Source organism: Cupriavidus sp. BIS7, from assembly GCF_000292345.1.
GTDB lineage: Bacteria > Pseudomonadota > Gammaproteobacteria > Burkholderiales > Burkholderiaceae > Cupriavidus.
Genome location: NZ_ALOU01000031.1, coordinates 1 through 26,988 on the forward strand (window position 1 = coordinate 1; position 26,988 = coordinate 26,988).

Consider the following 26,988-nt stretch of genomic DNA (forward strand, 5'->3'; position numbering starts at 1 on the left):
GTGGCGTGGCGATCGATGCGCCCGATGCGATCGTGCCGATCCGTACGCTGCGCAATATCGCGCTGAACCCGAACTTCGGCGGCACCGCGATGATGGTCAGCCTGGGCTGCGAGAAACTGCAGCCCGAACGCCTGATGCCGCCGGGCACGATCCCGATCCAGACCGGCGCGGGCGAGGTACAGGTGGGCGTGGTCTGCCTGCAGGACGACAAGCACGTGGGCTTTGCGTCGATGATCGAATCGATCATGACGATGGCCGAGACCCATCTGGCAACGCTCAATGCCCGCAAGCGCGAAACCGTGCCGGTTTCCGAGCTTGTGGTGGGGGTGCAATGCGGCGGTAGCGATGCGTTTTCCGGCGTGACCGCCAATCCGGCGGTTGGCTTCGCCACGGACCTGCTGGTGCGCGCGGGTGCCACGGTGATGTTCTCGGAAGTGACCGAGGTTCGCGATGGCATCGACCAGCTTACGGCGCGCGCCGCCACGCCGGAAGTGGCCGAGGCCATGATCCGCGAGATGGACTGGTACGACCGCTATCTCGACCGCGGCCGCGTCGACCGCAGCGCCAATACCACGCCGGGCAACAAGAAGGGCGGCTTGTCGAACATCGTGGAAAAGGCCATGGGTTCGATTGTGAAGTCGGGCAGCGCGCCGATCACCGGCGTGGTGTCGCCGGGCGAGAAAGTCAGGCAGAAGGGTTTGATCTACGCTGCCACGCCGGCCAGCGACTTTATCTGCGGCACGCTGCAGCTAGCCGCCGGCATGAACCTGCACGTGTTCACCACGGGCCGCGGCACGCCTTATGGCCTGGCCGAAGTGCCCGTGATCAAGGTGGCCACGCGCAGCGACCTGGCGCGCCGCTGGCATGACCTGATGGACGTGAACGCGGGCCGTATCGCCACGGGCGAAGCGACGATCGAGGACGTGGGCTGGGAGCTGTTCCGCCTGATGATCGACGTGGCCAGCGGCCGCAAGAAAACCTGGGCCGAACATCACCAGCTTCACAACTCGCTGGCGCTGTTCAACCCGGCGCCGGTGACCTGATTTACTCCGATTGCCGAAGATTTTGCGGCTCTCCGAATTCGACTGGCGTGCCTGCCGCGCCGTCATGGCTTCGAACATCCTTGGAATTTTTATTTCCTGTGCACGTGAAAGAATCCGTGAGTCAGCGCTCAAGCAATCGGCCAAACGCCTGGTCAGATAAGGAGGTTGCACTTTTATCTGACCATTGGTCTGGGGTGCTCCCCATTCGGATGTGGAAGCATGAACTGCCCGCCCGCACCGAAAGTGCCATATTGAGCATGGCGAATTTCCTGGGATTACCCCGTCGCAATGTTCGGACTAACGTATTGGGCTCCTTGACGTGGAACATGATTCGTAACGTCCTGGCGCACGATTTTCCTCTCTCGTGCCGTCAACTGGCCGAGCTTACTGGCCTGAGCCGAAACTACATCGGTGTCGAGTTGCGGGCACATTCTCCCGCCGACGTCCATATTGCGGGGTACACGACCGGGCGACACAAGGAAGCGCTGTGGCAACTTGGACGGGGGCGTGACGCGATCAAGCCCGCTGCGCTGTCGAAAGCCGAGATTGCGAAACGGCATCGCGCGCGCCGCAGGGCGGTTCGTCGGGATATTGCGGCGTCCTGGATCTAGACTCGGGCATCCGCACCAGCGACGTCGCGCGTAGCGTCGCCTGGCCTGTCGCTTATTGCTCCTCCAGCTTGCTCAAATACAGTGCGAGTTCTATCTCGTTGCTCAGTCCGAGTTTGCTCATGGCAGCACACTTCTGCACGCTGACCGTCTTGGCACTGCGCTGGAAGCGCTGCGCGATTTCCCGGATGCTAAGGCCCTGTGCCAGTAGACGAAGCACTTCGTGCTCGCGCGCACTCAGACGCGTCTCCGGGAATCCTGGGGAATTGACGTCGGTATCGCTCTTTCCCTCGGACGTGGCCTGAAGCAGCTTCTCCGTCGAAGGGTCAATGTATCTGGCCCCCCTTTGTACCGTATTGCAGGCTATCGTCACAAAGCCCAGGCCAACCGTCTTGGAGACGAAAGCATCCGCTCCGGCTGCCATCAATTGGCGCGCATGGCCCACAGGCCGTACACGTGAAAATACGATGATCTTGATCTCCGGCCTCAGCCGGCGTACCCGTTCGATCATCCGAAGGCCGTCTCCTTCGCCGCCAAAACTGTAGTCAGTGATAACAATGTCCAACTCCGGCCTCTGCAGTCCGGAGATCAATTCTTCGACATTCGTTGCCTTGACGATGACGTCAAAATTCTCCCGCTGCAAATGCAGGTCAAGACCAGCCAGTACCACGGGGTGGTCGTCTGCTATCAGAACCGCGGGTCTTGTCTTCATCGCAGTGACAGCGCTATGGCGATCGGCCTACTTCCACATGATGAAGGCCGGCACCTTTTGCCAGCCAGGATGCTCCCTGTAGCATAGGCCAAGACCGGCATCCACTGTGCGGTACGCGGCGCTATTTTTGAACGTCCCAAGTCCCCGGTTCAGCGCTTGTGCCCGATTTGCCATGGAATTCAAGTGGTGTCCAATCGGACACGCTGCGTACTTGTCAGCACATTCGCTTAGGCCGCCTATGGCGTGGCGTTGATGCTCGCGATAGACTTTAACGCCCCGTTGCGCCGCGATACCCCCTTGTGCGAAACCACTCGCAGACTTCGTGGGTGACTCTCCAGATCCACCAGTTCATTTCGGACCCCAGAAGACATCTCTTTCGCTCTGCCGTCATGATTTTGGCTAAGTCACGAGAAGGCCATGCCTGATGAAGACAACCGCTCCGCTGGATCCGACCTCGCGTTGCTGCTATCTCACGTTTCCGAGGAGTGCTTGCGCGTCGACGATGAGATGCGAAAGATCTATCTGCAGGGATTCACGGAGGACCGGGATATGCTTTGCCAGTACCTGGAACTCGGGGTGCGCGAAACGCTACTGGAGTGGTGTCATCGGGCGGAGGGGTGTCTGTTGCTGCTGGAAAGCAAGGAAATCAATCAAATAATGGAGACATTCCACACGGCCGTGTCCACTGGAGACCAATCCGGGATTCAACACGGGGCACGCGATGTGCTTGGCATGTACGATTGGCTGATTGCTACCTTCGGCGCAAATGGCAAATAGGAGCGGAAGTACTATTGCCGTCCGCTTGATTACAGGTCATCGGGGTGAGGCATCACTGCAGATGCCACGCATAGTCTCCCAGAGGGTTTTGCCAGACTCCACGTAACTTCGAAACGACGCTCCCCCGCCTGCGAGCCCCTGCATGCAATCGTTGTAATGATCGCGCGGAGCCTGTGCAATGACCCGGGACCGGCCAGCCATCGCAAAGGAGTATCGACGTGAGCAGACTCAAAGTGGGGACGCGACTCGGGATACTGGTGGGCATCCTGTCGCTCGTGGCGGTCACGGTTGGATGGCTCGGCCTGAATGGCATGGCGGCAGAAAAGGGGCGGCTGGAGACGGTCTATCAGGACCGGACGGTCGCGCTGGTTCAACTGGCCAGCGTGCTCTATGACACGCTGTCGATCAGCCGGCAGTTCGATTTGGCCCAGGATGCTTCCACGCACGAGGCAATGCTGCACGGGCTGGATGAGGTAGAGCGGCTCGAAGCGGAGCGTGAACAGGCCTGGCAGGGCTACCTGCGCTCGCGCATGACTACCGAGGAAACGCAGTTGGTCAAGACCGCAGAGATGCATCGGCAGCGGCTTGCCAAGGCGCGCAGCGCGGTGATCGACGCGTACCGGCAGGGCGGCAAATCCGCAGGCCTTGCGGCCATGTTGGCGACCGGCATGGACAATTCCTTCGAGGCGTTCCATGCCGACATGAATGCGCTGATTGATCTGCAGGCGCGGGTTGCGCGCACGCTTTACGAGGCGGCCGACCAGGCGTATTCACAGTACCGCTTACTGATGATTGCCACACTCGCTTGCACCGCATTGTTTGCGGTCGGAGCCGCACTGATGCTGATGCGCTCGATCACCCGGCCGCTTGGCGCCGCTATTGCCGCCGCGCATGCCATTGCGGAAGGAGATTTCACGACGAGCCTGCCCCCTGCCGGTGAGAGCGAGTTCGGACGATTGCTGGAGAGCCTCACGAAAATGCAGACCGCGCTGCGCGCGATGTCCGACGAGATTCAGGCGCGAGTCAAGCAACTCGAGGACATGTCCAACGCATTGCCGTTGGCGGTCTTTCAGGCGCGGGTTGGCCCGGACGGACAGTACCGGTATAACTTTGTCGGCAGTCGCGCTGTGGAGATCCTGGGAGTCTCGGTGGATGAACTGATGGCAGATTCGGCCACCCGCTGGCGCAATGTCCATCCCGTTGATATCGAGCAGGCGCAGCAGAGCGTCGCCGAGTTGATGGCGCATACCGCGGCGGGGCGGGTGGGCGTTTCGATGGAATCGGTCAACAGGGTCATAGTGGGTGGCGAGACGCGCCTGGTCTACTCGACAGCCTATGCGGCGGCGCCTTCGCCGCAAGGCGAGCTTACTGTGAGCGGTTACTACCAGGATGTCACCGCGCAGCGGCGCACGCAGCAGCTTTTGCATGACGTCCTCGACGAGTGTCCGGCGGCGGTGTATGTCAAGGATCTGGACGGCGAATACATGCTGACCAACCGGGCCTGTGACCGGTTGCTGGGACAAGCGGACGGCGGAACCGTTGGCAAGACGGACGACGAACTATTTCCTTCCGAAGTCGCGCAGCAGTATCGCGCTATCGATACCGAGGTAATTGCGACGTGCTCCGTGCAGCAGTTCGAGGAAACCATGCCCACGGCGGGAGCGACGCCCATCGTATCGACCATCAAGTTCCCGCTGCTCGACGAAAGCGGCAATGCCTACGCCTTATGCGGGATTGCGAATGATGTGACCGAGCGCAAGGCCACCGAACAGGCGCTGCGCGACAGCGAAGCCTATAACAGGGTGCTGTTCCAGGAATCCCATGTGCCGATCGTGGTGGGCGACCCTGCAAGCGGGAGAATTCTGGACTGCAATGCGGCGGCAGTCGAGATTTTTGGGTTCAGGGACAAGGCCGAACTGGTCGGCAAGACCGGAGCGGACATGTCTCCGCCTTGTCAGCATGACGGGAGTGAGTCGATTGCGCTTTACTGGCAGACACTGCGCGCACCGTTCGACGATCGTCGCAAGCGCTTCGAATGGCGCTATCAGAGACCGAACGGCGCGATGTGGGACGCATCGGTACACCAGTCGCTGTTCCAGAACGGCGCCACGACACTGTTGCTTGGCACGTTTGAGGACATCACCCTGCGGAAATCCGCCGAGCAGGCGATCCACGCGGCGAAGGAGGCCGCAGAAGCCGCCGCCCGGATGAAGACAGATTTCGTTGCAGTCATGAGCCATGAAATCCGTACGCCCATGAGCGGTGTGTTGGGGATGATTGAGCTGCTGCAGAAGTCATCGCTGACAACAGAGCAGCACCGCATGGTCGAGCTGGCAAGAGAGTCAGGCCGGGCACTGGCCCAGATCCTGGACGATATTCTCGACTATGCCAAGCTCGATGCAGGACGGCTGGCGATTTCGCCCGTACCCCTGGATATCCGGATGTTGTGCGATGGTGTGCTGAGTGCGTTGTTGCCGCAGGCCTACCGGAAGGGCTTGCTCATGAAACAGAATATCAGCGCTCAAGTACCGGCCACCGTGCGCGCCGATGGCATCCGCCTGCGGCAGATTCTGTTCAACCTGCTTGGCAATGCGGTCAAATTCACAGATCGTGGCAGTGTGTTGCTGCGTGCCACGTTCGAGGCCGATGCGGGCGACCGGGGCATTCTCGCAATCGCTATCGAGGACACTGGCATTGGTATTTCCCGCGAGGATATGCAGCGGCTGTTTGCGCCATTCGTGCAGAGCGAGCAAAGCGCTGCACGGCGATTCGGCGGTACGGGGCTGGGCCTCTCGATCGTGAAGAGGCTCGCCGAACTCATGGATGGCGAGGTTGCCCTGCAAAGCCAGGAGGGCGCCGGCACAATCGTGAGATTGCAGGTGCCATGCGAGATCATTCAGATGCGGTACAAGCTGCCGATGCTGGAGGACCGGGCGCTTTGCTTGCATGTCGCTGAGCAGGGTAGACACGCGAGCCTGGTGGCCTATGGGCAAGCGGCAGGCATGCGCTGCCTGGAAGTTGGTGACATGTTGGCGGAGGACTGCATCCACATTGTGGATGTCGACAGTTCACCTCCCACGGCATCGTTTCCGTCCATGATCTTCCTGACCGACGGGCTCGAACCGCTGGGGTTCCGTGTCGACGGCCAGCGGGTGTGGCTCAGCAGAAACCCGCTACGCTGGACCGCGTTCGTTGGCGCGCTGCAGGCACTTTGCGGGCCGGCCACGGTCGAGATACCTCCGTCGGCTGAGACGTTCGAGGTGGCGCGCATGGATGCCGCGCTCCAGGGCAGCACCGTGTTGGTCGTGGAGGACCATCCAATCAACCGTGAGGTCATTCGGCGGCAACTTCGTCTGCTCGGTTGTCACATCACGACCTATGCTAACGGGCGCGAGGCGTTGTCAGCGCTGGAGGCCAGCGCCTACGATCTCGTGCTGACCGATTGCCATATGCCGGAGATGAATGGCTTCGACCTGACGCGAGCGATCCGGGCCAGCCAGAATCCGCGCGTGCGGGTGACGCCCGTGGTGGGCCTCACCGCATCAATCGTGCGCGAGGAGCACGCGCTGTGCATGGAAGTGGGCATGAACGCATGCCTGATCAAGCCTGTCGCACTCGCGTCGCTGCAGGAAGCCATTGACACCGTGCTGCACGCAAAGAAACCGAACGTCGTGACAGGCGAGTCCCCCGATCAGGCCATGCCCGGCGATGTCCATGGGCAGGGAACGCCGGAGCCTGATCAGTTCGGTTGAGCTGGATTTGTCACGTTCCAAAAAACCGCCTCAGACCTCCTTCGTCATGGCCTTGAAGTCGATCCACTGGTCGAACTGCTCGTTGGTCAAATGGCCCGAGGCGATGGCTGCCTCGCGCAGCGACAGGTTTTTCTTCACCGCGAGCTTGGCGATCTCGGCGGCCTTGTCGTAGCCGATATGCGGATTGAGCGCGGTCACGGACATCAGCGAACGTTCGAGCAGTTCCTGAATCCGTGCACGATCGGGCTCGACGCCTTCGACCATGTGTTCGGCGAAGCTCGATGCGGCATTGGCCAGCAGCGTCACGGATTGCATCAGGCTGTAGATGATCACTGGCTTGTACGCGTTGAGTTCCAGCGTGCCAAGGCCGTTTGCCAGCGTGACGGCCGTGTGGTTGCCAATCACGCGGCAACAGACCATGGCCAGCGCTTCGGCCTGGGTCGGGTTGACCTTGCCCGGCATGATCGACGAACCGGGCTCGTTGGCGGGCAGTTGCAGTTCGGCAAAGCCTGCGCGCGGGCCGGAGCCGAGCAGCATGAAGTCGCGGGCGATCTTCAGGAACGACGACGCAGTGGTATTCAGTGCGCCGGACAGGTCTGCCAGCGCATCGTGCGCGGCCTGTAGCGCGTAGCGATTGGGTGCCGCCTCGAACGGCAGGCCCGTGTAGGCGGCCAGTGCGCGTGCGAATGCGGCGGCGAATCCCGGAGGCGCGTTGAGTCCCGTGCCGACGGCTGTACCGCCCTGCGCCACCGGCATTGCGCGCAGCATGGCCTGCTGCAGCCGCGACTGGGCATCGGCCACCTGCGTCATGTAGCCGGAGAACTCCTGGCCCAGCGTCAGTGGCACGGCATCCTGCAAGTGGGTACGGCCGACCTTGACGATGTCGTCGAACGCTTCCACCTTCTTCGCAAAGGTCTGTTGAAGCTTCTCCAGCGAGGGCAGCAGCGTCTGCTGGATCGCACGCGTGGCGGCGATGTGCATCGCGGTGGGGAAGCTGTCGTTCGAAGACTGGCTGCAGTTGACGTGGTCGTTCGGATGAACCGGCTTCTTGCTGCCCACTTCGCCGCCCAGGATCTGGATGGCGCGGTTCGCAATCACCTCGTTCAGGTTCATGTTGGTCTGCGTGCCGGAACCGGTCTGCCAGACCGACAGCGGGAATTCGCCGGGCCACTTTCCGGCGATCACTTCCTCGGCGGCCTTTTCGATGGCATCGGCCAGCTCAGGCTTGAGCACGCCCAGTTCGCGGTTGGCGCGCGCGGCGCACAGCTTCAGCACCGCGAATGCTTCGATAAGCGCGGGCGGCATCTTCTCGCTGCCGATACGAAAGTTCTGGCGCGACCGCTCGGTCTGGGCACCCCAGAGATGTTCTGCGGGGACGGCAACGTCTCCCAGACTGTCTTTCTCGATGCGTGTGGCGGACGACTTCTCGGACATGGACGGACTCCTTCAGAAAGAGATCACAGCAGGATCAGAGCAGGATCTACAAGGATAGCCGCCCGGGGTGGCATCTGCTGCATACGGGGCAATCGCGGGGCGAAGCCCTGCCGCCAGCGTGTGCATGACGCACGCTGGCAGCGGTTGCCTGGTCCGGTTGCTACGGGTGCGGTCAGGCGGTCATCTTCAGGCACATCTCCATGCAGGCTGCGCAGGCCTTGGCACATTCCTGACAATGCCAGTGGTCATGGTGTTCGCATTCCTCCTTGCACCATTTGCATACCTCGGCACAGTCTTCGCAGACCAGTGGCGCGAATTCGCTGTTGCGCAGCATGTAGGACGCGGCCAGGCTGGCGATGCCGGCGCAGTCCATGTCCAGCGCAATGCACCGCGCCAGTCTCCTGGTGTCTGGCTCTTCCAGGCAGGCGGCGGCACACTTGAGGCAGGCCGCCGCCGCGGCATTGCAAGCGGCGATACAGTCAGCGTAACGGGAGAAATTTTCCTGCACGGTGGGTTTGATCATCGGTGTCCTCCTTGGGGGTAGGTGGTAGGCATACCGTTATCCACAATAGCAGGCGCATTGCGGTCGTGCCGGATCGGTGGACTGGTCTACAATGGCACGCCTTTGCAGCGCGGCAAACGTCGGTCACGGCTTCCGGCAGTTTGGAATTGGCTGAAGAAACGTGCAGAACGCCGCAGTAGATGAACACGGGTAGCAGTAGTCAGAAAGGACAGCATCATGGGTGAGGCAAAACGGCGTGGGACGCCCGAGGAACGGGCGCAGCAGGCGCGTGCGCGCATTGACGCATTGCGGCCTGCACAGTTGGTCTGCGGAGCCTGCAAGACCTCGTTCACCAACTTCGATGCCATTCCGGCCCCGGGCCTGCACGGTATCGATGCCGTATTCGGCGGCCAGTGCCCCAACTGCGGCAATGACGTAGTCGTATTCAAGGGCGAATCGAAGGCCGTGGCCGAGGCGATGCTGGCCTACGAGCGGATGATGGGCGAGAACGCGAAGCTCGGCTACCAGTCGGCCGACGGCCGCCACGTGCCGTTCGACGCGGACGCGCCGCTGGCGTCCGACGCATCGGACGAATCCACCAAGCACTGAAGATCAGGCCAGAAGGGCGCGGCAGCGCGCCTTTCAGCGCCGAAAGTGTGGCGTCAGGTCTCGGCTTCCATCAACTCGGAGGGGCCGATCTCAAAACGGCCGCGGCCCAGGGACTTGGCGCGATACAGCAGCATGTCGGCCTGCCGCATCAACGCTTCCATGCTCATTGGCGCGCCGCGATAGAGCGCCACGCCAATGCTGACATCGACGTCGGCCAGTATTCCGTCGAAGTAGAAGCGCCGGCCAACAGACTCCAGGACCGCGCTGGCAATCCGCTGCGCAACGGCCGGGTTGCCGATGTCTTCAAGAATCACCGCGAATTCGTCGCCGCCAAGCCGCGCGACGTGGTCGCTCTCGCGCACGCAGCGCCGCAGCCGTAGCGCGAACGCCTGCAGCAGCAAGTCCCCCGTGGCATGGCCGTGGATGTCGTTGACCGCCTTGAACCGGTCCATGTCCAGGTAGAGCAGTGCCATCAGCCGATGCTCGGCGCGGCTCAGTGTCATGGCGTCCTGCAGCTGGGTCTCGAATGCGCCGCGGTTTTGCAACTGCGTGAGATGGTCGGTGCGCGAAATATGGGACAGGCGCAGGTTTTCGAGCTTGCGCCGCGTGATGTCCTGAACGTGGATGTGCACGCCCACCACGTGCCGGCCGTCCTCACTCCACTCGGGGCGATAGTTCATCTCCATCCAGTGGTGGTGCGGGAAATGGAATTCGGCCTCGAAGTTGACCACCTCGCCGCGAAGCGCGCGCTCCAGGTAGGGCCTGGCGCGTTCGTAGCGTTCCTCGCCCAGCACCTCGCGCACGGTCTTGCCGCGGATCTCGTCGGGGGTCATGCCAAATAGCCGCTCGTACGCGACGTTGTTAAAGACGTAGCGTTCCTCGTTGTCGATGAAGGCCAGCAGGGACGGCAGCGTGTCGGTGACCGCGCGCAACCGGCGCTCGCTGCGCGCCAACTGCTGCCCGCGCTGCCGGACGTCGCGCATCAGGCGGATAAACGCGCGCGTGACATCGCCGATCTCGTCACGGTGCGGGCGCTGCGGAAGGCGCTCGAACGCGTCAACGTCGTCCGTGCTGGCCCGTACCACCTGATGCAGCCGGGAAAGCGGCGCCAGCAAGTGGCGCACCGCCAGCCATATCAGCAGTGCTACCACAGCAAGCGCGATGGCGGACATCATCAGGAAGCGGCGCTGCATCTGGCGCAGCGGCGCATAGGCCTCTTGCGCGGGCAGTACCGCCACGAGTTCCCAGCCCGTGGTCGCCATCAGGCGGCGGGCAATGACCGGGCGGCTCGGGTTGAGGAATTCCAGCGCCGCGCCACGGTCGTCCGCGCCGCAGGTCTCGCCGACCGCGCGCGCAGGCTGCCGCGCCATGGCAGGGTCCGGGTGCTGGATATAGCGTGGCTCGGGGCCAGCCGATGCCAGGCAATAAAAGCCCGTAGTGCCCAGCCGGTTATTGCCGATCTCCACCAGGAAGTTGGAACTGGCAAGGTCGAGCCAGCCACCCACGATGCCAAGGAAGGCTCCCGTTTGCGACAGCACAGGCGCCACCACCAGCACGCCCAGCGATCCATCGGTGCGCGCGCGGATCGGTGCGGCCACGACGACATTGCGCGTGCGCATGGCCTCCCGGAAGTAAGCGCGGTCCCCGATCTCGATCGGCTTGCCTTCCGTTGTCACAACAGCCCCGGACGCGTCGGTCACCATGACCGCGTTGAATGCCTCCGGTATCGGAATGGTGCGGCTCACCACCTGCAGGACTGCCGCGCGCAGGGCCTCGTGCGGGGTGCTATCGGTGTGCGCAAGCGTGTCGCGTAGCTGGGGAGCCAGGTGTGCAAGCAGCTCGATACGGTCCTCCATGGCTGTATCGAGCTGGTCCGCAGAGAGTTTTACGATGGAATCCTGCTGGTTCTGCAGCGCGTCCTCGAGATCGCGGTGCGCGAAGTAGAGCGAGCCGACAACGATGCCACCGCCAAGCACGGCGGCAAGCACCGTGGTGATCAGCGCGATGCGCACTTTGAGCGAGGGCAGCAACGGGGGCATTTGGCGGTTACGAATCGACGCGGCGACAGCGGCCGGATTTTTGCCGGTGGATACACCTGTGTCTGATCTGACAACCCGGACCATTGGCCAGCGTAAGCTACCACGGCTCACCCGTTTGAACAGCCCGAAGATTCCAGGTTGACAGGGTACAGCCGATGCGTCACTTCGGTGGACGCGTGCGGGCAGGCACTGTGCGGGCGTAAGCACACACGGTATAGTGCGCCAGACATTCCAATGCCGCATCCTCTTCAGCCGTTCATGAACCTGCTTTCGTCAACGCTCGTCGGGCTCGCGCTGCTTGTGGCCGTGGCTGCCGTATTGCTGGCGGCCTGGCTCGCGGGCCGTCTCCGGCACGAGCGCCGGGAGGCACGGCAACAGGCGACGCTGGCCGACGCCTACATCCGACACATGGCCCAGCATGACGCGCTGACAGGGCTGCCCAATCGCGCGGAACTGCACGAGCGGTGCGAGGCGCTGCTCCTCGAGGCACGCCTGCGGAGCAGTGGCGTGGCACTGCTGCTGCTCGATCTGGACCATTTCAAGCATCTGAACGAGACACTGGGCCACCCGGTAGGCGACGACGTGCTGCGCACGATCGCCGACCGCATTCGTGGCGCGGTACGGCCGCGCGACATCGTTGCGCGGATGGGCGGCGATGAGTTCGCCGTCGTGCTGGGCGACGTCCGGTACGACGGCGAGGCGGAACTGGTGGCCGCCAAGGTCCTGGCGCGCGTCTCCGAGGATCTTCCGCTTGCCGGCCAGCATCTGCGCGTGACGCCCTCGCTTGGCATGGCGATCTTTCCCCAGGATGCCGACACGCTGACGGACCTGCTGAAATCGGCCGATTCGGCGATGTACGCGGCCAAGCACGGCGGGCGCGCACAACTGCGCCGCTTTGCCAGCGAGATGGCCGTGGCATCGCGCACGCGGTTCACGATCGAGGCGTTGCTGCGGCGGGCGCTGGCGGAGCGCGAGTTCCGGCTGCGTTACCAGCCTATCGTCGACGCGTCGACGCTGGCGCTACTAGGCGTGGAGGCCCTGATCGCCTGGGAAACGCCGGAACGTGGCGTGATGCAGCCGTCCGAGTTCATTCCGATTGCCGAGCAGAGCGGGCTGATCAGCGCGCTTGGCGAGTGGACCCTGAGCACCGCCTGCCACGAAATCCAGTCGCTGCGCCGGGAGCTTGCGTGCGACTTCGACGTGGCCGTCAACGTTTCGCCGCTGCAGTTGCGCCAGGCGAATTTTCCGGACACCGTGGCGCGGGCGCTCCAGACATCGGGCCTGCCAGCCGCCAGCCTGACGATCGAGGTAACGGAAGGCATCCTCGTCGACGGCGGCGAAACCACGCTCGACACGTTCAGGCGTGTGCGCGAGCTTGGCGTGGGTTTGTCGATCGACGACTTCGGCACAGGTTACTCGGGGCTCGGCTACCTGACCCGGCTGCCGATCAGCAAGCTCAAGATCGACAAGTCGTTTGTCGACGATCTCGCGGCGCCAGGGCACGACCGGGCGGTGGCCGCGGCCATCATCACGCTGGGGCATCAACTGCACTTGCAGGTGGTGGCTGAAGGCGTGGAGTCGAAGGCACAGTTCGACTTTCTGCGCGGGGCTGGCTGCGATGCCTTGCAGGGCTACCTGTTCTGCCAGCCGGTTGGCCTGGATGCGCTACGGCAGATCCTTCGCGGGGACCGGGGGCTGGTCAACAGTGCTGAGCTGGCGGCCTGATCCGTGATGCGCAGGGCGCGTCCGGATCGCTCGCAGAAACGGGTACGGAACCGGGCAAAAAAAACCGGCAGACCGCTGTGGCGGCGTGCCGGTTCCTGTGATCTTGGGCGAGGGGTTCAGGTATTCGAGACAGGTGCCGCTGTCATGGTAATGCTCTCTGCCACTGGATTGTGCAGGCGGCGGTAAAGCTCATCGATGCGCGTGCGGCTGTTTGCCAACTCCTCGCGGCCCAGTTCCGTGAGCAGGTAGACCCGCCCGATGCCGTCGCGCAGCACGCTTTCGAGATAGCCCTCCATCTGCAGCGCGCGCAGCAGAGGTCGTACGGAGCCGATGTCTACCTGGAATCCGTAATCCATGAGCATTTCTGCAAGCATGGCCACGGTGGCGGGCACCTCCATGGCGAATTGCATGACGTAGACGCGGGCTAGCAAGCCTAGGAACTGTCGTTTCATGTCGCAGGCAACGCGGTAGAGTGCCGGACGGTTGACGCAGGAACGCAACGTGCACAGAACGCCCAGTGCCGTGACGGCCCCGCTGTGACATACGATACATCTTTCTGTAACGCCCAAAAAAAAGAAGCCGCCAGGTATGCCTGGCGGCTTGTCGGGAATGCGTCGGAGGGGTCAATTAACTCTGGCGCAGGACAGATTTTAATGGAATCGAACACGCGATGTCACGCGCTGTGGTAGTTACCCCTACATCGGGGGGGTGGTTCCGAAAGCAAATCGAAAGCATTGAGCGGCGAAAGCGCAACAATCGTGGCTTTTTCACCAAATTAGGGCGCCAGTTCGATGATTTAGGCGTGCGAAGGCGTATGTCCGAAATCAGCGCGCCTTCAGCCAGCTTCAGCGCTTTAATACGATCCCATGGACCGGTGGCGCTACGAGACGATGCGCCAAAGTGCCGATTTTGTCGCATTGCGGCAACAGTCTATTGTCTTTTGGTTTGATCATTGCTTCCAATCGCTCCAAATCGCTCAATGAAACCCGCTGACCTGATTCGCCTGCTGACGCTGTCCGCCATCTGGGGCGCCAGTTTCCTGTTCCTCCGTATTGGTGCCCCGGTGCTTGGGCCGCTGCCAACGGCATTCTTTCGGGTGCTGATTGGCGCAGTGACGCTTGCTGCCTGCCTGCCGATGCTTGGACTCAAGTGGGAGATGCACGGCAAGTGGCGCGCCGTCATCGTGCTCGGAATCATCAACTCCGGCATCCCTTTCGTGATGTACTCGATTGCTGCGCTCTGGCTGCCTGCCGGCTACTCGGCGATCTTCAATGCCATGACGCCGTTGATGGGCGTGCTGATCGGCGCGTTGTTCTTTGCCGAAAAGCTGACCCGCACAAAGGCCGCTGGTGTCGTCATGGGGCTGGCCGGCGTTGCGGTGCTGACGCGCACGGGCCCTGTGGTGTTTTCGCGCGAAGTGCTGTTCGGTGCGCTGGCATGCCTGGTGGCGACGTCCTGCTACGGGCTGGCCGGGTTCCTGACGCGCCGGTGGATCACGGCGCGCGGCGGGCTGGATAACCGGCTGGTGGCCGGTGGCAGCATGGTCGGTGCAACGCTGTTTCTGCTGCCGTTCAGCGTGGCCGCGCTTTTACATGAAAACACGCTGCCTGCAGCCGGGGCGGGAGTATGGACGGCGATGCTCTGCCTTGGGATGTTCTGTACGGCGATCGCCTATGTGCTGTACTTCCGGCTGATCGCCGATCTTGGCCCGGTGCGGTCGTTGACCGTGACCTTCCTGATTCCGCCGTTCGGCATTATCTGGGGATGGCTGTTCCTGGGCGAGGCGCTGTCGTGGGCCCACGCCGTGGGCATGCTGCTGATCGGGGCCGCGGTCTGGCTGGTTCTGCGACAGACCACGCCGGCGGTGGCGCCGGCCGTGGCCCGGTCATGATCGGAGTGGATCAGCGGCGGTAGTAGTCGTCGCGATCGTGGTCGTGGTGGTGGTCGTGGTCGTGGTCGTGATCGTGGTACGCGTGATAGTCGCGGCGGTCATACCAGCGGCGGCCGTCCCAGTAGCGGTCGCCGTGCCATCCAACGACAACGGCGGGCGCTGCCACCACCACGGGCGGGCCAGGGCGATAGACCACGGGCGGGGGCGCCACCACGTAGGCGGGCGGCGGCGGAGCCACCACAACCGGTGCCGGGGCAACCATCACGGGCGCAGGAACGCCAAGGTTGACGTCGATATCGACGTGGGCCATCGCGGACATGGATGCAGCCAGCGCGGCGGCGCCGGCGATGAGAATCGAAAGATAGAGAGGACGCTTGTTGTTCACGGTTATCACCAGAGGGGTGAGCTACTACGCCTCCACTCTACCCAAGTGGCGTATTACCATTCACGCGCGTTTGTAACGGGAATTAGCATTTCTGTAAGCGATGTGCGTCCTGGTCGACCGGCCTTCTTAACGGCAGCTTAACGGCAACGCAACGGTAACCTAACGACCACTTGGCAGCCCCCTGCCAACCTCTGGTTCCTGGGCCGGGCGACATGCGGGGCAGAGCCCGTAAAGCACCAGCATGTGCTCACGCAGCACGAAGTCGTTCCGTGCCGCAACCTGCATCTGACGCTGCTCGATGCGTTCGTCGCGAAACTCCTCCACCCGGCCGCATTCCAGGCAGATCAGATGGTCATGGTGGCCACCCTCGTTAAGCTCGAATACCGCGTGATCCGACTCGAAGCTGTGGCGCAGCAGGATGTCCGCCTGCACTAGCTGGTTCAACACGCGATAGACCGTGGACAGGCCGGCGTCGATGCCGAGCGTCAGCATCGCCCGATAGACGTCCTCCGCGCTCAGGTGGCGGCGTTCGCTACCGCGGAACACTTCCAGTATGTGCAGGCGCGGTGAGGTGGCCTTCAGGCCTGCACGCCTGAGCGGCACGGCATCGGCATTCGCGTAGGAATTCATCGTGAGGCAGCCTGCGCCCAGCGGGCGGTGCAATGAAGGTGCAAAAACAACGGAACGGATTAGATCAGGCGGGAGACGCCCGGGCCGTTCATGCTGCATCGTCCCGGGCGGCGCGCGGTGCCTGTCCGGCGCGCGGAATAAAAAGGTGGCCTGGCTTGTTGCTGGATGACGCGATCGGGAAAACGGGGTCTGGATGTTTTCCCGATCTTCCTGCAACTGGCTACTACCAAACGCTCCGTGTCTCGGAGCGGTCCCCACAAAAGTCGGTAACGGGCGCCGCGTTGTTTCCGCGTTACCAGGTCTTGCCTGCAAGAGGCGCCCTGCAATCTGGGTGTCCGGTATCGGCGATGTGCCGTTCGTCAGACAGTGAATGCATGGTAAATGCGAATCGATCTCATTACAAGAGATTTCTTCTGTCTGCTGACTAATATGAGGAAGCGATCCACAAGAACAGGAGAGCAACATGGAATCCGGATCCTTCTTCAAGATGTGCCGCACCTGCGCCATCGTCCTGTCGTTGAGCACCGTTTGCGGCTACGCAAGCGCACAGGTGGCTACGGCAAGTGACACACCTCCCGTCACCCGCGCGTCAATCCTCAAGGAATTGCAGGAACTGAAGGCTGTCGGGTTTGATATCAACGACGAGGCTTACCCCAACTCGCTCGAGCAATCGTTGCGCAAGCTGGAGGCCCGGCATCAGGCGGAAGCCGGCGCAACGCAGCAGGGCACCAACCCCGCGTTGCCAAGGCCGGCGCAATAGCACCGACCCGATAGCACCGACCCGATAGCACCAGTCCGATAGCCCGCCCTACTTGCCTGCCTGCGTGGCGGCGGTTCAGGGCGGGGGGCAGGATGTTGCAGCGATTCCCGCAATTGCAACGGCTGATTTCACAACAGCGCAAATCCTGCGGCCATTAACATCTGCTCACCATCGCGTAACCCACTGTAATCGACTGTCATCCATGATGGATTCCAACAAGCAAGGCCAATCGTTGGCCGTCAAGGAGTCCGAAATGCGCAAGTCGATTCGCTATACCGGTATTGCCGTTCTCAGCGCTGCCATGCTGGTAGCGGGATCGGCCTCAGCCCATGACCGCTACTATCGCGGCGGCGATTCCGCGGGCGCTGCGCTGGCCGTTGCGGCCGTCGCAGGACTCGCCATCGGCGCGCTGGTAGCCAGCAGCCAGCCCGTAGTGGCCGCGCCGGCGCCGGTCTATGCGCCGCCGCCCCAGCCCGTTGCCTACGCCGCGCCGCAGGTGCCGCCGGGCTACTGCTATCGCAGCTATGACGGCGCCTATGTACCGTGCGGCGCTGCGCCGGTCCGTTATGCGCCGCCGCAGCCGTACTACAGCTACTAGGATGCGGCCGGTGCAAGCCGCAGTGTCTGAAGCCGCGTGCATGCGCAATCCGCGCGTAGCACGCGGATGGGGCTCGCCGGGGACTGCGATCCGACGGCCCCGCCAGACGACACTAGTCGCGCGGAGGCCGCCGCACCACGCGCAGCTTGCCGCTGGTGCCGCCGCCGCAGAAGAACTGATCGCCACCATCGGACTCCAGTCCTGACACTCCCAGACCCTTCGGCATGTCCAGCTGTTCCAGCACCTCGCCGGTCTGGGCATCGATGCGCCGCAGCGCACCTTCATCACCTTCCCCTGCGCCGTGCCATAGCGACCCGTCAACCCACGTCACGCCGGTGACAAAGCGGTTCGAGTCGATCGTGCGCAGAATGGCGCCGGTTTGCGGATCGATCTGATGGATCTTTCGCTCGCGGTACTGGCCCACCCAGAGCGATCCCTCCGCCCACGCCAACCCCGAGTCGCCACCGCCGCCAGGCGCCGGAATGGTGGCCAGGATGCGGCCCGTCTGCGGGTCGATCTTGCGGATGCGATCGTCGCCGATTTGGTAGATGTACTGGCCATCGAAAGCGGTGCCCGCATGCGCCGGCAAATCGATCGATCGAAGCGTCTTGCCGTTGCCTGGGTCCAGGGCAACCAGGCTGTTGCCGACCGCCATCCAGACCTGCGTGCCGTCATAGGTGACGCCGTGCACGTGCTCGATCCCGGGGAAGGGGCCGAATTCGCGGAGGATTGTTGCGTTGGATCGTTTCATGATGGTCGTCCGTAGTCCGTAGTGTGGGACTTCATGCTAGTTGGCAGGCAGCGGAACGTGGAGTAACAAGGCTGTCGTGATTCCGGGCATCGGCGGGGTGATCCAGCGCTGAACGCGCCCGCGTCCGATTGATTGGACGCGGCCGGCAGTGGCCAGTGCCTCCAGCGCGCGCTGCACGGAGCGCTGGCTGGCGCCGAGGGCAAGCGCCAGCGATGAACTCGACCACGCCTGGCCATCCGCAAGACAGGCGAGCAGCGTTGCGTTGTCGTCCTCGACCGGCTGCGCCAGTACCGCCACATCGCATCCATTCCGCGGGGCGAGCGCGAACCCATGCTTCGTTGCATGTACGCCGGCCAGCGCGCCCAGCATCGCGCGCAATCGACCGATCTCTACACGCAGGCGTGCGCGGAGCGTTTCATCGGCATGCCGGGTGCGGAAGGCCTGCGCAATCAGCGTATTGCGCGGGACGTCGCCGGGCCACGCTTCGGCAAGCGTCCGGGCAAGCGCAAACAGTACCGGGCGCCTGGAGAGCGGAACCACCGTGCCCATGTGGCATACCGCCAGCCGGCATGCATCGACGACAAACGTGTCCGACCTCAGCAGCGCTTCCACGTCATCGAGCCGCAGCTCACGCATCTGGCCACGTGCAATGCAGCGTGCGGCCGGGGCGTCGAGATGCATCGCCGCGCTTTCCACTTCGGCAAGCAGCGCGGGAATGCCGGCTTGCCGCGCCGCTTGCCCGGCGCGGGCCAGCGAGGCGCGCGCGGCCGCTGTCTGCAGCCTGCGCATCGCAATGCCGGTGACCACCAGTTCATGGGCGGCGTGCAAGGCGGGCGGGAGCAGCGCAGGGTCGAGCGTGTCAAGCGCACGCTCGGCGGCATCGAGCTGGCCGATCAGCAACAGGCGACGGACTTCGAGATAGCGCGCATGCGCGGCATTGACGTGATCGCCGTGCGCGTCCAGCGTGGCACGCGCTGTTTCGAGTGCTTTCCCAGTCCAGCCCAGATCGCGCGAGGCAAGGGCGATCTCCGCTTCGGCGACGACGCATCGCGCCCGGGACACGGCTTCCCTGGCGCCGAAGCCCCGCGCGGCACTGCGCAGAAGTATCTTCGCGCGATCAAAATCGCCGAGCTGCGCCATGGCAATGCCGCGCAGCGCGAGTGCGGGCGGATCGTCGCGCAGGGCCACCCGGTTCAGCGCGCCAAGCGGGTCACCGGCCGCCAACGCAAGCGCCGCGGCGGTGATCAACGAGTCCATCCGAATCCCGCCATTTTTGTCACTCCCGCTGTGTGAAGGCCGCGGCTAATCTAGCACAGGGACCCCACTTCACCGGAAGGAGCGACGATGACTACACATTCCACCGGGACGCGCGAACAGTGGCTGGCGGCGCGGCTCGATCTGCTCAACGCGGAAAAGGAACTGACGCGGCGCAGTGATGAACTGGCGCGCCGGCGGCAGGCGTTGCCATGGGTACGCGTGGACAAGGCGTACCGGTTCGATACCGAGGGCGGCAGCGTGTCGCTGGCGGATCTCTTCAGCGGACGCTCGCAACTGCTCGTCTATCACTTCATGTTCGGCCCGGACTACAAGGCCGGATGCCCGTCCTGCTCGTCGATCGCGGACAGCTTCAACGGCTTCGCCATCCACCTGGCCAATCATGACGTCATGCTCTGGGCCGTATCACGCGCACCGCTCGACAAGCTGTTGGCCTATCGGCGCAGGATGGGCTGGACCTTCCCCTGGGCATCGTCGGCCAGCAGTGATTTCAATTTTGATTTCAATGTCTCGATCACAGAGGCGCAGCAGCGCGCGGGCGATGCCGAGTACAACTACGAACGCCGTGGGCACGCGCTGGACATGGATCAGCCGCCGGAGCCGGTCAAGCAGTTCGCGGCCACATGCGGCACCGATGCCGCCACGTTTTCGCGCGACAGACCGGGCCTGAGCGCATTCGTGCTGGAGGAGGGCGTGGTCTATCACACCTACTCGACCTACGCGCGCGGACTCGATGGGCTCTGGGGCATGTACCAGTGGCTCGACCGCGCACCGAGAGGACGAAACGAGACGGGCACCTGGTGGAAGCGGCACGACGAGTATGCGGATTCGGTACCGGCGTGATATCACGACGTGATATATCCAGTCTGCTGTCCATCATGGTGTGATGCATTCAACCGTAGCGGGCCAGGTGCGTGAATGTATGCGTCATTCATGCGCTTACATACCGTGCAGACATATGAGGCATGTGTACATCAATGCGCATATTCGTGAAGGTCAACTTAAGATTTCCACACTGATACATCGCGTGTTGTCTGGCGTGCGCAACGCGATGATCAGTGCACTGCATTTTCTTTGACCTTGCCGAATTCTGTGACATACACTTCGCGCAATATCAGCCGGTTTGGTCAACCGGTACATAACGAATACGGAGCTCGAAAATGGGGCAAAGAACCCATGCAGGGCGTCACGGCAGTGGGGGAAACCTGCCGTTTCGGGTCAAATCGGGTATTGGGTCTGCGGACATGGCGAGCCGTCGGGCGCGCTTGCGTCGCGCGCCACGAACTTACGGGTTCACGCTGATCGAGTTGATGATCACGGTCGCGATCGTCGCGATACTCGCAGCCATCGCTTATCCCTCCTATACGCAATACGTCATCCGCAGCAATCGTTCCGCTGCCCAGAGCTTCATACTCGGCGTTGCCAACCAGCAAGAGCAATACAACCTCGATGCTCGCCAGTACGCGACGTCGATGACGATATTGGGTGCGTCGGCCCCCGCAGCAGTCTCGCAGCACTACAACGTCACGCTCACGGCCAACAACGCGGCAACGCCGCCGACCTATACCGTCACGGCGACACCGTTTGGGACGCAGCTTGCTGGTGACACGCAGTGTCAGAACCTTACCGTCGATCAGACCGGCACCAAGGGCATCAGCGGTCCTGGCCCCCTGACAAACTGCTGGTGAGTGTGAGCCATGAAACATGCACAGAACACCCGCTCACTGGCCGAGTGGCGAAGCTCCGGCGCGAAAGGCTTTACGCTCATCGAATTGATGACCACGGTCATGGTGTCGGCCATCCTGATGGCGATCGCCACGCCGTATTTTCGAGACTTCATCCAGGGGCAAAGAGCCAAGACGGCTGCCTATGACCTCGTCTCCGCACTGACCTACGCGCGCAGCGAGGCGATCAAGCGCAATACCGGTGTCACGGTGGCGCCTGCCACGGGCGGATGGCAGAACGGCTGGTCGGTATCGGCGGGGGCAAGTGTGCTGACCGCGCACGACGGGTTGTCCGGGCTGACCGTTGCGGGGCCGACCGGCAACCTTGTCTACAACAGCAGCGGGCGGCTTTCGGCAACGGTCAATCCCTTCAGCATCTCCGCCACGAACAGTACGGCAACACCTCAATGCGTCAACGTCGACCTGAGCGGACTGCCTACCAGCCTGACGGGGAGTTGCTGATGCGCAGGTCATCGAGACATAGGTTTCGCCAGGGTGGCTTTGGCCTGATCGAGACATTTGTGACATTGATTGTCCTGCTCGTGGGTTTGCTGGGGCTTGTCGGCCTGCTGCTGGCAACACAGCGTGCGGAAGCGGAGACGTACCAGCGCGCCCAGGCCCTGATTCTGATGCAAGACATGGTCGATCGCATCAACGCCAACCGTACCGCGGCCGGCTGCTACGCGATCACTACGGACACCACGAACGGTGTTCCCTATCTGGGCTCCGGAGCGGGCACCATACCGTCCTGTTCGCTGGGCACGACACAGGCCTATACGTTGGCCAACAGCGATCTTGCCGCCTGGAGCGGTCTGCTTGCGGGCGCGGCCGAAACCAAAGGTGCCAACAGCGTTGGCGCGATGATCGGCGCACGAGGGTGTGTCAGCTTCAATGCCGTATCTGGCGTGTACATGGTCAGCGTTGCCTGGCAGGGCAAGACCCCGACTACCGCACCGGCGGGTGGGCTCACCTGCGGGGCGGGGCTGTACGGGAACGAAAACGAGCGGCGCGTGGTGAGTGCCACCCTGCAGATCGCAAATCTGAACTGATACCCGTGAAGAAAACTGTCGAACTTCGCCAGCGCGCCGGGCGGTACCGCTATCAGACGGGCCTGACCCTGATCGAGCTGATGGTTGCCATCACCATTGCGCTGTTCCTGCTCGCCGGCATAACGGCGCTCATCAGTCAGCAAAGCAGTGCGCGCGCAGAGTTGAACAAGTCCGGCCGCCAGATCGAAAGCGGACGCTATGCCTTCACGCTGCTTCAGGACGATATCGAGAATGCCGGCTACTACGGTCAATACGCCACCGCGATTGCCGTGCCGACCGCACTACCTAATCCGTGTGCCATGGACAAGGTGAGCATCGACGCATCGCTGGCGTTGCCATTGCAAGGGTATGACAGCCCGGCGGCGGTGCCGGCACCGCTGTCGACGTGCCTGGCCGACACGGATCATGTACCGGGAACGGACATTCTGGTAGTCCGGCGGCTGGAGACTGACGATCCGCCCCCCGCCATCGCCAGCGCCGCAGCGGGTCAGGTCTACGTACAGACCACACCGGCAGGCCGGATCACGGACATCGGGCCAGACCCGACGCCTGCCACGCCGAGCAAGTACACACTGGTGAAGAAAGATGGTGTCACGCCGGCCGATCTGAGACGCTACGTTGAACATATCTACTTCGTGAGCCCCTGCAATCTCTATGCTGCTGGCGCAACCACCTGTACCGCGGCTGCCGATGGTGGCAAGCCGGTTCCCACGCTCAAACGCCTGGAGATCTCGACCTCGGGTGGGGCCACCACGTTTGTCATGACACCGCTGGTTGACGGCATCCAGAACATGCAGCTCGACTACGGCGTCGATGCGATCAACTCGGGCTCGCCGGCTTCGCCGTTCATCACGGCGCCGGCGCTGAGCGACTGGCCCAACGTCATGGCGGTGGAAGTCAATCTGCTCGCACGCAACACGCAATCCTCGAACGGCTATTCCGACGCCAAGACCTACAGCATGGGTGTCTCGGGCGTGGTGGGGCCGTTCTCCGATGCCTACAAGCGCCACGTCTATGCGGGAACGGTGCGCGTCATCAACCCGAGCGGACGGAGGGAATGACGATGATCCGCAGGTTCAAACTTGCCCGGCGAAAGCAGGCCGGTATCAGCCTCGTTGTCGGACTGGTCATGCTGCTGGTGCTGACGCTGCTGGTCGTATCCGCGGTGCGCATGGGCAATTCCAGCCTTCGTGTCGTGGGCAACCACCAGGTCAGGGCCGAAGCGACCGCGGCGGCCCAGCAGGCCATCGAGAAGATCGTCAGCTCGTCGGCGAACTTCTATACGCCGGTTGCGCAGACCTTCAATATCGATATCAACAATGACGGGGTCGCGGACTATACCGTCCAGACTGCCTCGCCCGTCTGCCTGCAGATGCTGCCGGCGGACGGATACAGCTATGACTTCGCGGCCTCTGCACCGCAGGACACCTATTGGGATGTTGCCGCCACTGCCACCGACAATCGTGGCAGCGGTGTCTCCGTCACCGTGCATCAGGGTGTCAAGGTGCGGATGGACCCGACTGCCACCTGCCCCGGATGAGGGCTGGGCGCCAAAGAACAAACAAAACGCTTCGCTGGGGTCAAACCATGTCAATGCTCAAGCTGCTCCGATACGTCGTCCTGGTGGCGACTGCCCTCGTGCCGATTGCAGGCTATCCTGACGATACCGACATCTTCACTGTGCCGAACGGGGCATCGTCGGCCACCGCACCAAACATCCTGTTCATTCTCGACAACACAGCGAACTGGTCCAAGACTTCGCAGAAGTGGCCGGGATCAACCCAGGGCGAGGCGGAGTTGCAGGCTATTGCGAGCTTCGTCAAGGGGCTGACGCAGCCGGTAAACATCGGCCTCATGATGCTGACGACGAACGGGAGCGGGCGCTACGGCGGGTATGTGCGCTTTGGAATCCGAGATATGACATCGGCTGCCAACAACGCAGCGTTGCAGAATATTACCAACGGCATCGTCAATACCGTTACTGTGAATTGGCCCGACGAGAAGATTGACCAAGCATCCGGAGACTATGCCAACGCGTTGTACGAAGCGTGGCTCTACCTGACGGGCTCGCCGTTCAGCTGGGCGGGCATGGACCCGATGGCCGACTACGCGGGAAACCCAGGTACCAGCAAGGACAATCTCACCGCTTCGGGGGTACACCTCTCGAGCGGTTTTGCGTACAAGGGTTCTGCGAACGGTTCCGGCTATAACAGCCCGCTAGGTGGCGGATGTGGCAAGACGTACATCATCTTCATCGGCAACAACCGGAAGGGCCAATTGCCTCCGGTACCGCCTCCAACCGACCCTTCCAGTGCGACGCTTGCCAAGTACAACTACTCGACAGCGCCAGATGTGCAGTCTGCTTGGGCAAGGTTCCTGAACCTGCGCCCGGATCTTGGTGCGGGCAGCGCCGCTGCCACGAACGGCTCGGTGGTCACCTATACGATCGATGCATACAATCAGGAGCAAAACCCCGATTTCACCGCGATGATGAAGAACATGGCGGCCAATGGAGGTGGAGCCTACTTTCAGGCTGGCGATGACGCTGGGCTGGCGACTGCACTGCAGAGCATTCTCAGCCGGATCCAGGCCGTGAACTCGGTATTTGCCTCCGTATCGTTGCCGGTGTCGGTCAGCGTACGCGGTACCTACCTTAACCAGGTCTATCTGGGCATGTTCCGCCCGGATACCAACTCCAAGCCAAACTGGGTCGGCAACCTGAAGCAGTACCAGCTCAACGCGGATACCACCACCACGCCGCCTACCGTGTTCCTGGCGGACGCCAACGGCGCTGTCGTAGAAAACAAGAACACCGGGTTCGTCAACCCCGATGTCACCAGCATCTGGAGTACGGTCTCGAACTACTGGAACGCGACGTACTACCCGTTCTCGCAAGGTGCGGGAGGAAGCTCGGACGCACCCGATGGCGACCTGGTGGAGAAAGGCGGCGTCGGACAATACCTGCGTACCGCTTTCGCATCGAACCAGGCATCGCGCGCGGCCTACACGTGTACCGGAAGTTGCGCATCTGGGTCCCTGCTGTCCACCACGCCGTTCAGCACTGCCAATACCTCGATTACGGCCACGGCCCTTGGATTTGCCAGCGGAACCAATACCGAGCCCATCATCAACTGGATACGCGGCGGCAATACGCTGGTTGACGATCCTGCGGTCGCGAATCCCTCGTCGCCTCCGGTCTACAACATCCGCGGGTTCGTGCACGGTGATGTGCTGCACTCGCGGCCGGCCGTGATCAACTACAACCGCAACTCCGACGACGTGGTGGTGTTCTATGGCGCCAACGACGGGATGCTGCACGCGGTAAAGGGTGGTCCGAACTCGGGCGATGGCGCGGAACTCTGGAACTTCATTCCATCGGAGCATTTCTCGAAGTTCCAGCGGATGTACAACCATTCGCCGACGATCTCGTCGACGTCACCGAAGCCGTATTTCGTGGACGGATCAGCCTCGGTCTATACCTACTCCGCATATACCGACGGCAAGATCGACTACACGCGTGGCGACAAGGCCTACCTGTTCCTGACCATGCGGCGCGGCGGCAGGTTCATCTATGCGCTGGATGTCAGTAACCCCTCGGCTCCCAGAATGCTCTGGAAGCACAGCAACACGGATACGGGCTTTGCCGAGCTTGGGCAGACATGGTCGGACCTGCGCGTCGCGAAGATCCGTGCCTCCAGCGATCCGGTCCTGATCTTCGGCCTTGGCTACGATGCCAACGCCAACGATCCGGTCACGCAGCAGGCAGCCACGATGGGGCGTGGCGTGATGGTGCTGGACGCTGTTACCGGCGCGATCATCTGGCAGGCGGGGCCATCGGCTGCGGTCGGTACCAACATGGCCTATGCGATCCCCGCAAGCATGGCGATCATCGACTCCGACCGGGACGGCTATATCGACCGGATCTATGCGGCCGATACCGGCGCGAATATCTGGCGCATCAATATCAGCGACGCCTCGCCTTCCAACTGGACGGTCACGCTTTTGGCCGCCCTTGGCGGGAGCGGCACCAACGCACGCAAGTTCCTGTTCGCGCCGGATGTCGTTCCCGCCACACCAACGAACCCGTACGACACCGTGCTGATCGGCTCCGGAGATCGCGAGCATCCTCTCGACACGTCGATCCAGAACCGCTTCTACATGATCAACGACGACCACGGCTTGAATGCGGTGCGCGCGAGTCCGATTACCGAGGGTGCCCTTGGGAGTACGTCGGTTAGCGCTGGCCAGCTTTTCGATGCCACGTCCGACGCGGTGCAGGTCGGGACTTCGGCCCAGGTACAGGCGGCCCAGACGGCGCTGGCCGCCGCGAGCGGTTGGTACATCGTCCTAGGAACTGGCGAGAAAGTGGTCAGTGGCTCTACCACGCTGTCGGGCACCGTCATCTTCAGTACCAATACGCCGCAGGCTGCCGCACCCAACTCATGCACGGGCAATATGGGGGAAGCACGCATCTACATGGTGAACTACCTGAACGGTGCGGCGGTGTTCGACGTGAACCAGAGCGGTTCGCTTACCGTTGTGGATCGCTACCAGGTGCGTGCAGGCGGCGGCTTCCCGCCGACGCCGGTACCTGTCTCGGTCAAGATCGGAAGCAGTATCTATGACGTCGCAATCAGTGGCACTCAGGTGATTTCTCCTCCTGGCCCGGCGCTCGGGCGTCGCTATCGAATCTTCTGGCGCAGGGGTATCGACTGACAGGGTAA

The 26,988-nt window shown here is 62.6% G+C and carries 24 protein-coding genes and 1 pseudogene; 16 read left to right on the forward strand and 9 right to left on the reverse strand.

Going from position 1 to position 26,988, the window contains the following annotated elements:
* Both B552_RS0111445 and B552_RS0111450 read left to right on the forward strand, forming a co-directional pair.
* Positions 1 to 1,043, forward strand: a 1,043-nt coding sequence (locus B552_RS0111445) for a UxaA family hydrolase (protein WP_019449159.1), incomplete at its 5' end; no start/stop codon positions are given.
* A gap of 326 nt (positions 1,044 to 1,369) precedes the next feature.
* A complete protein-coding gene (locus tag B552_RS0111450) occupies positions 1,370 to 1,654 on the forward strand; it encodes a hypothetical protein (RefSeq protein WP_157160235.1) in 285 nt (94 codons plus the stop codon).
* A 52-nt stretch (positions 1,655 to 1,706) separates the two neighbouring features.
* Here the strand turns inward: B552_RS0111450 and B552_RS0111455 are convergent, their stop codons facing one another.
* On the reverse strand, positions 1,707 to 2,363 hold the full coding sequence (locus tag B552_RS0111455; RefSeq protein ID WP_019449160.1) for a response regulator transcription factor: 657 nt from the start codon (positions 2,361 to 2,363) through the stop codon (positions 1,707 to 1,709).
* Positions 2,364 to 2,780: 417 nt separating this feature from the next.
* Here B552_RS0111455 and B552_RS0111460 point away from each other — a divergent pair, with 417 nt between their 5' ends.
* Positions 2,781 to 3,140: a hypothetical protein gene (locus B552_RS0111460; RefSeq protein WP_019449161.1), complete on the forward strand. Its 360-nt coding sequence runs from the start codon at positions 2,781 to 2,783 to the stop codon at positions 3,138 to 3,140.
* 218 nt (positions 3,141 to 3,358) lie between these two features.
* On the forward strand, positions 3,359 to 6,892 hold the full coding sequence (locus B552_RS28105; protein ID WP_083860278.1) for a PAS domain-containing protein: 3,534 nt from the start codon (positions 3,359 to 3,361) through the stop codon (positions 6,890 to 6,892).
* 30 nt (positions 6,893 to 6,922) lie between these two features.
* Here the strand turns inward: B552_RS28105 and fumC are convergent, their stop codons facing one another.
* Both fumC and B552_RS0111475 read right to left on the reverse strand, forming a co-directional pair.
* Positions 6,923 to 8,326, reverse strand: coding sequence for a class II fumarate hydratase (gene fumC, locus B552_RS0111470; protein WP_019449163.1), 1,404 nt, complete (start codon positions 8,324 to 8,326; stop codon positions 6,923 to 6,925).
* Between the two features lie 172 nt (positions 8,327 to 8,498).
* Entirely contained in the window at positions 8,499 to 8,849 is a 351-nt protein-coding gene (locus tag B552_RS0111475; RefSeq protein WP_019449164.1) for a four-helix bundle copper-binding protein, read from the reverse strand.
* Between the two features lie 216 nt (positions 8,850 to 9,065).
* Here B552_RS0111475 and B552_RS0111480 point away from each other — a divergent pair, with 216 nt between their 5' ends.
* Positions 9,066 to 9,437: a hypothetical protein gene (locus B552_RS0111480; RefSeq protein WP_019449165.1), complete on the forward strand. Its 372-nt coding sequence runs from the start codon at positions 9,066 to 9,068 to the stop codon at positions 9,435 to 9,437.
* A gap of 53 nt (positions 9,438 to 9,490) precedes the next feature.
* Here the strand turns inward: B552_RS0111480 and B552_RS0111485 are convergent, their stop codons facing one another.
* Positions 9,491 to 11,476 (reverse strand): diguanylate cyclase, encoded by a 1,986-nt coding sequence (locus tag B552_RS0111485; protein ID WP_026035560.1) that lies wholly within the window; start codon positions 11,474 to 11,476, stop codon positions 9,491 to 9,493.
* A gap of 390 nt (positions 11,477 to 11,866) precedes the next feature.
* On the opposite strand from B552_RS0111485, the pseudogene B552_RS0111490 reads away from it, so the two are divergent.
* Positions 11,867 to 13,201, forward strand: a pseudogene (locus tag B552_RS0111490) (EAL domain-containing protein); the annotation flags it as partial.
* A 116-nt stretch (positions 13,202 to 13,317) separates the two neighbouring features.
* Here B552_RS0111490 and B552_RS0111495 read toward each other — a convergent pair.
* Positions 13,318 to 13,653: a PadR family transcriptional regulator gene (locus B552_RS0111495; RefSeq protein ID WP_026035561.1), complete on the reverse strand. Its 336-nt coding sequence runs from the start codon at positions 13,651 to 13,653 to the stop codon at positions 13,318 to 13,320.
* Between the two features lie 527 nt (positions 13,654 to 14,180).
* Between B552_RS0111495 and B552_RS0111500 the strand changes: the two genes are divergently transcribed.
* Positions 14,181 to 15,092, forward strand: a complete 912-nt coding sequence (locus B552_RS0111500) for a DMT family transporter (RefSeq protein WP_019449169.1) — start codon at positions 14,181 to 14,183, stop codon at positions 15,090 to 15,092.
* A gap of 10 nt (positions 15,093 to 15,102) precedes the next feature.
* Here B552_RS0111500 and B552_RS0111505 read toward each other — a convergent pair whose 3' ends face one another.
* A complete protein-coding gene (locus B552_RS0111505; RefSeq protein ID WP_019449170.1) occupies positions 15,103 to 15,477 on the reverse strand; it encodes a hypothetical protein in 375 nt (124 codons plus the stop codon).
* 159 nt (positions 15,478 to 15,636) lie between these two features.
* A complete protein-coding gene (gene fur, locus B552_RS0111510; protein ID WP_019449171.1) occupies positions 15,637 to 16,107 on the reverse strand; it encodes a ferric iron uptake transcriptional regulator in 471 nt (156 codons plus the stop codon).
* Between the two features lie 463 nt (positions 16,108 to 16,570).
* Between fur and B552_RS0111515 the strand changes: the two genes are divergently transcribed.
* Together B552_RS0111515 and B552_RS0111520 are read left to right on the forward strand one after the other, a co-directional pair.
* The gene (locus tag B552_RS0111515) at positions 16,571 to 16,867 is read left to right on the forward strand and encodes a DUF4148 domain-containing protein (RefSeq protein WP_019449172.1); all 297 of its coding nucleotides are present in this window, start codon (positions 16,571 to 16,573) and stop codon (positions 16,865 to 16,867) included.
* Positions 16,868 to 17,120: 253 nt separating this feature from the next.
* On the forward strand, positions 17,121 to 17,465 hold the full coding sequence (locus B552_RS0111520) for a hypothetical protein (protein ID WP_026035562.1): 345 nt from the start codon (positions 17,121 to 17,123) through the stop codon (positions 17,463 to 17,465).
* Between the two features lie 112 nt (positions 17,466 to 17,577).
* Here the strand turns inward: B552_RS0111520 and B552_RS0111525 are convergent, their stop codons facing one another.
* Both B552_RS0111525 and B552_RS0111530 read right to left on the reverse strand, forming a co-directional pair.
* Positions 17,578 to 18,216 (reverse strand): DUF5074 domain-containing protein, encoded by a 639-nt coding sequence (locus B552_RS0111525; protein ID WP_019449174.1) that lies wholly within the window; start codon positions 18,214 to 18,216, stop codon positions 17,578 to 17,580.
* A gap of 36 nt (positions 18,217 to 18,252) precedes the next feature.
* Complete coding sequence (locus tag B552_RS0111530; protein ID WP_019449175.1) at positions 18,253 to 19,473, reverse strand: hypothetical protein; 1,221 nt, start codon at positions 19,471 to 19,473, stop codon at positions 18,253 to 18,255.
* Between the two features lie 87 nt (positions 19,474 to 19,560).
* Between B552_RS0111530 and B552_RS0111535 the strand changes: the two genes are divergently transcribed.
* From B552_RS0111535 to B552_RS0111565, 7 genes are all read left to right on the forward strand, one after another.
* A complete protein-coding gene (locus B552_RS0111535; RefSeq protein ID WP_019449176.1) occupies positions 19,561 to 20,334 on the forward strand; it encodes a DUF899 domain-containing protein in 774 nt (257 codons plus the stop codon).
* A gap of 317 nt (positions 20,335 to 20,651) precedes the next feature.
* Positions 20,652 to 21,179, forward strand: coding sequence for a type IV pilin protein (locus B552_RS27440; protein WP_035879734.1), 528 nt, complete (start codon positions 20,652 to 20,654; stop codon positions 21,177 to 21,179).
* Positions 21,180 to 21,188: 9 nt separating this feature from the next.
* Positions 21,189 to 21,677, forward strand: a complete 489-nt coding sequence (locus B552_RS0111545) for a GspH/FimT family pseudopilin (protein ID WP_019449178.1) — start codon at positions 21,189 to 21,191, stop codon at positions 21,675 to 21,677.
* Positions 21,677 to 22,264 (forward strand): type IV pilus modification protein PilV, encoded by a 588-nt coding sequence (pilV, locus tag B552_RS0111550; protein ID WP_019449179.1) that lies wholly within the window; start codon positions 21,677 to 21,679, stop codon positions 22,262 to 22,264. Before B552_RS0111545 ends, pilV begins: the two co-directional genes overlap by 1 nt.
* A 5-nt stretch (positions 22,265 to 22,269) precedes the next feature.
* Positions 22,270 to 23,325 (forward strand): PilW family protein, encoded by a 1,056-nt coding sequence (locus B552_RS0111555; protein WP_019449180.1) that lies wholly within the window; start codon positions 22,270 to 22,272, stop codon positions 23,323 to 23,325.
* Entirely contained in the window at positions 23,322 to 23,804 is a 483-nt protein-coding gene (locus tag B552_RS0111560; protein WP_019449181.1) for a PilX N-terminal domain-containing pilus assembly protein, read from the forward strand. Before B552_RS0111555 ends, B552_RS0111560 begins: the two co-directional genes overlap by 4 nt.
* A gap of 47 nt (positions 23,805 to 23,851) precedes the next feature.
* Positions 23,852 to 26,980, forward strand: coding sequence for a PilC/PilY family type IV pilus protein (locus B552_RS0111565; RefSeq protein ID WP_237718195.1), 3,129 nt, complete (start codon positions 23,852 to 23,854; stop codon positions 26,978 to 26,980).
* Positions 26,981 to 26,988 lie beyond the last annotated feature (8 nt).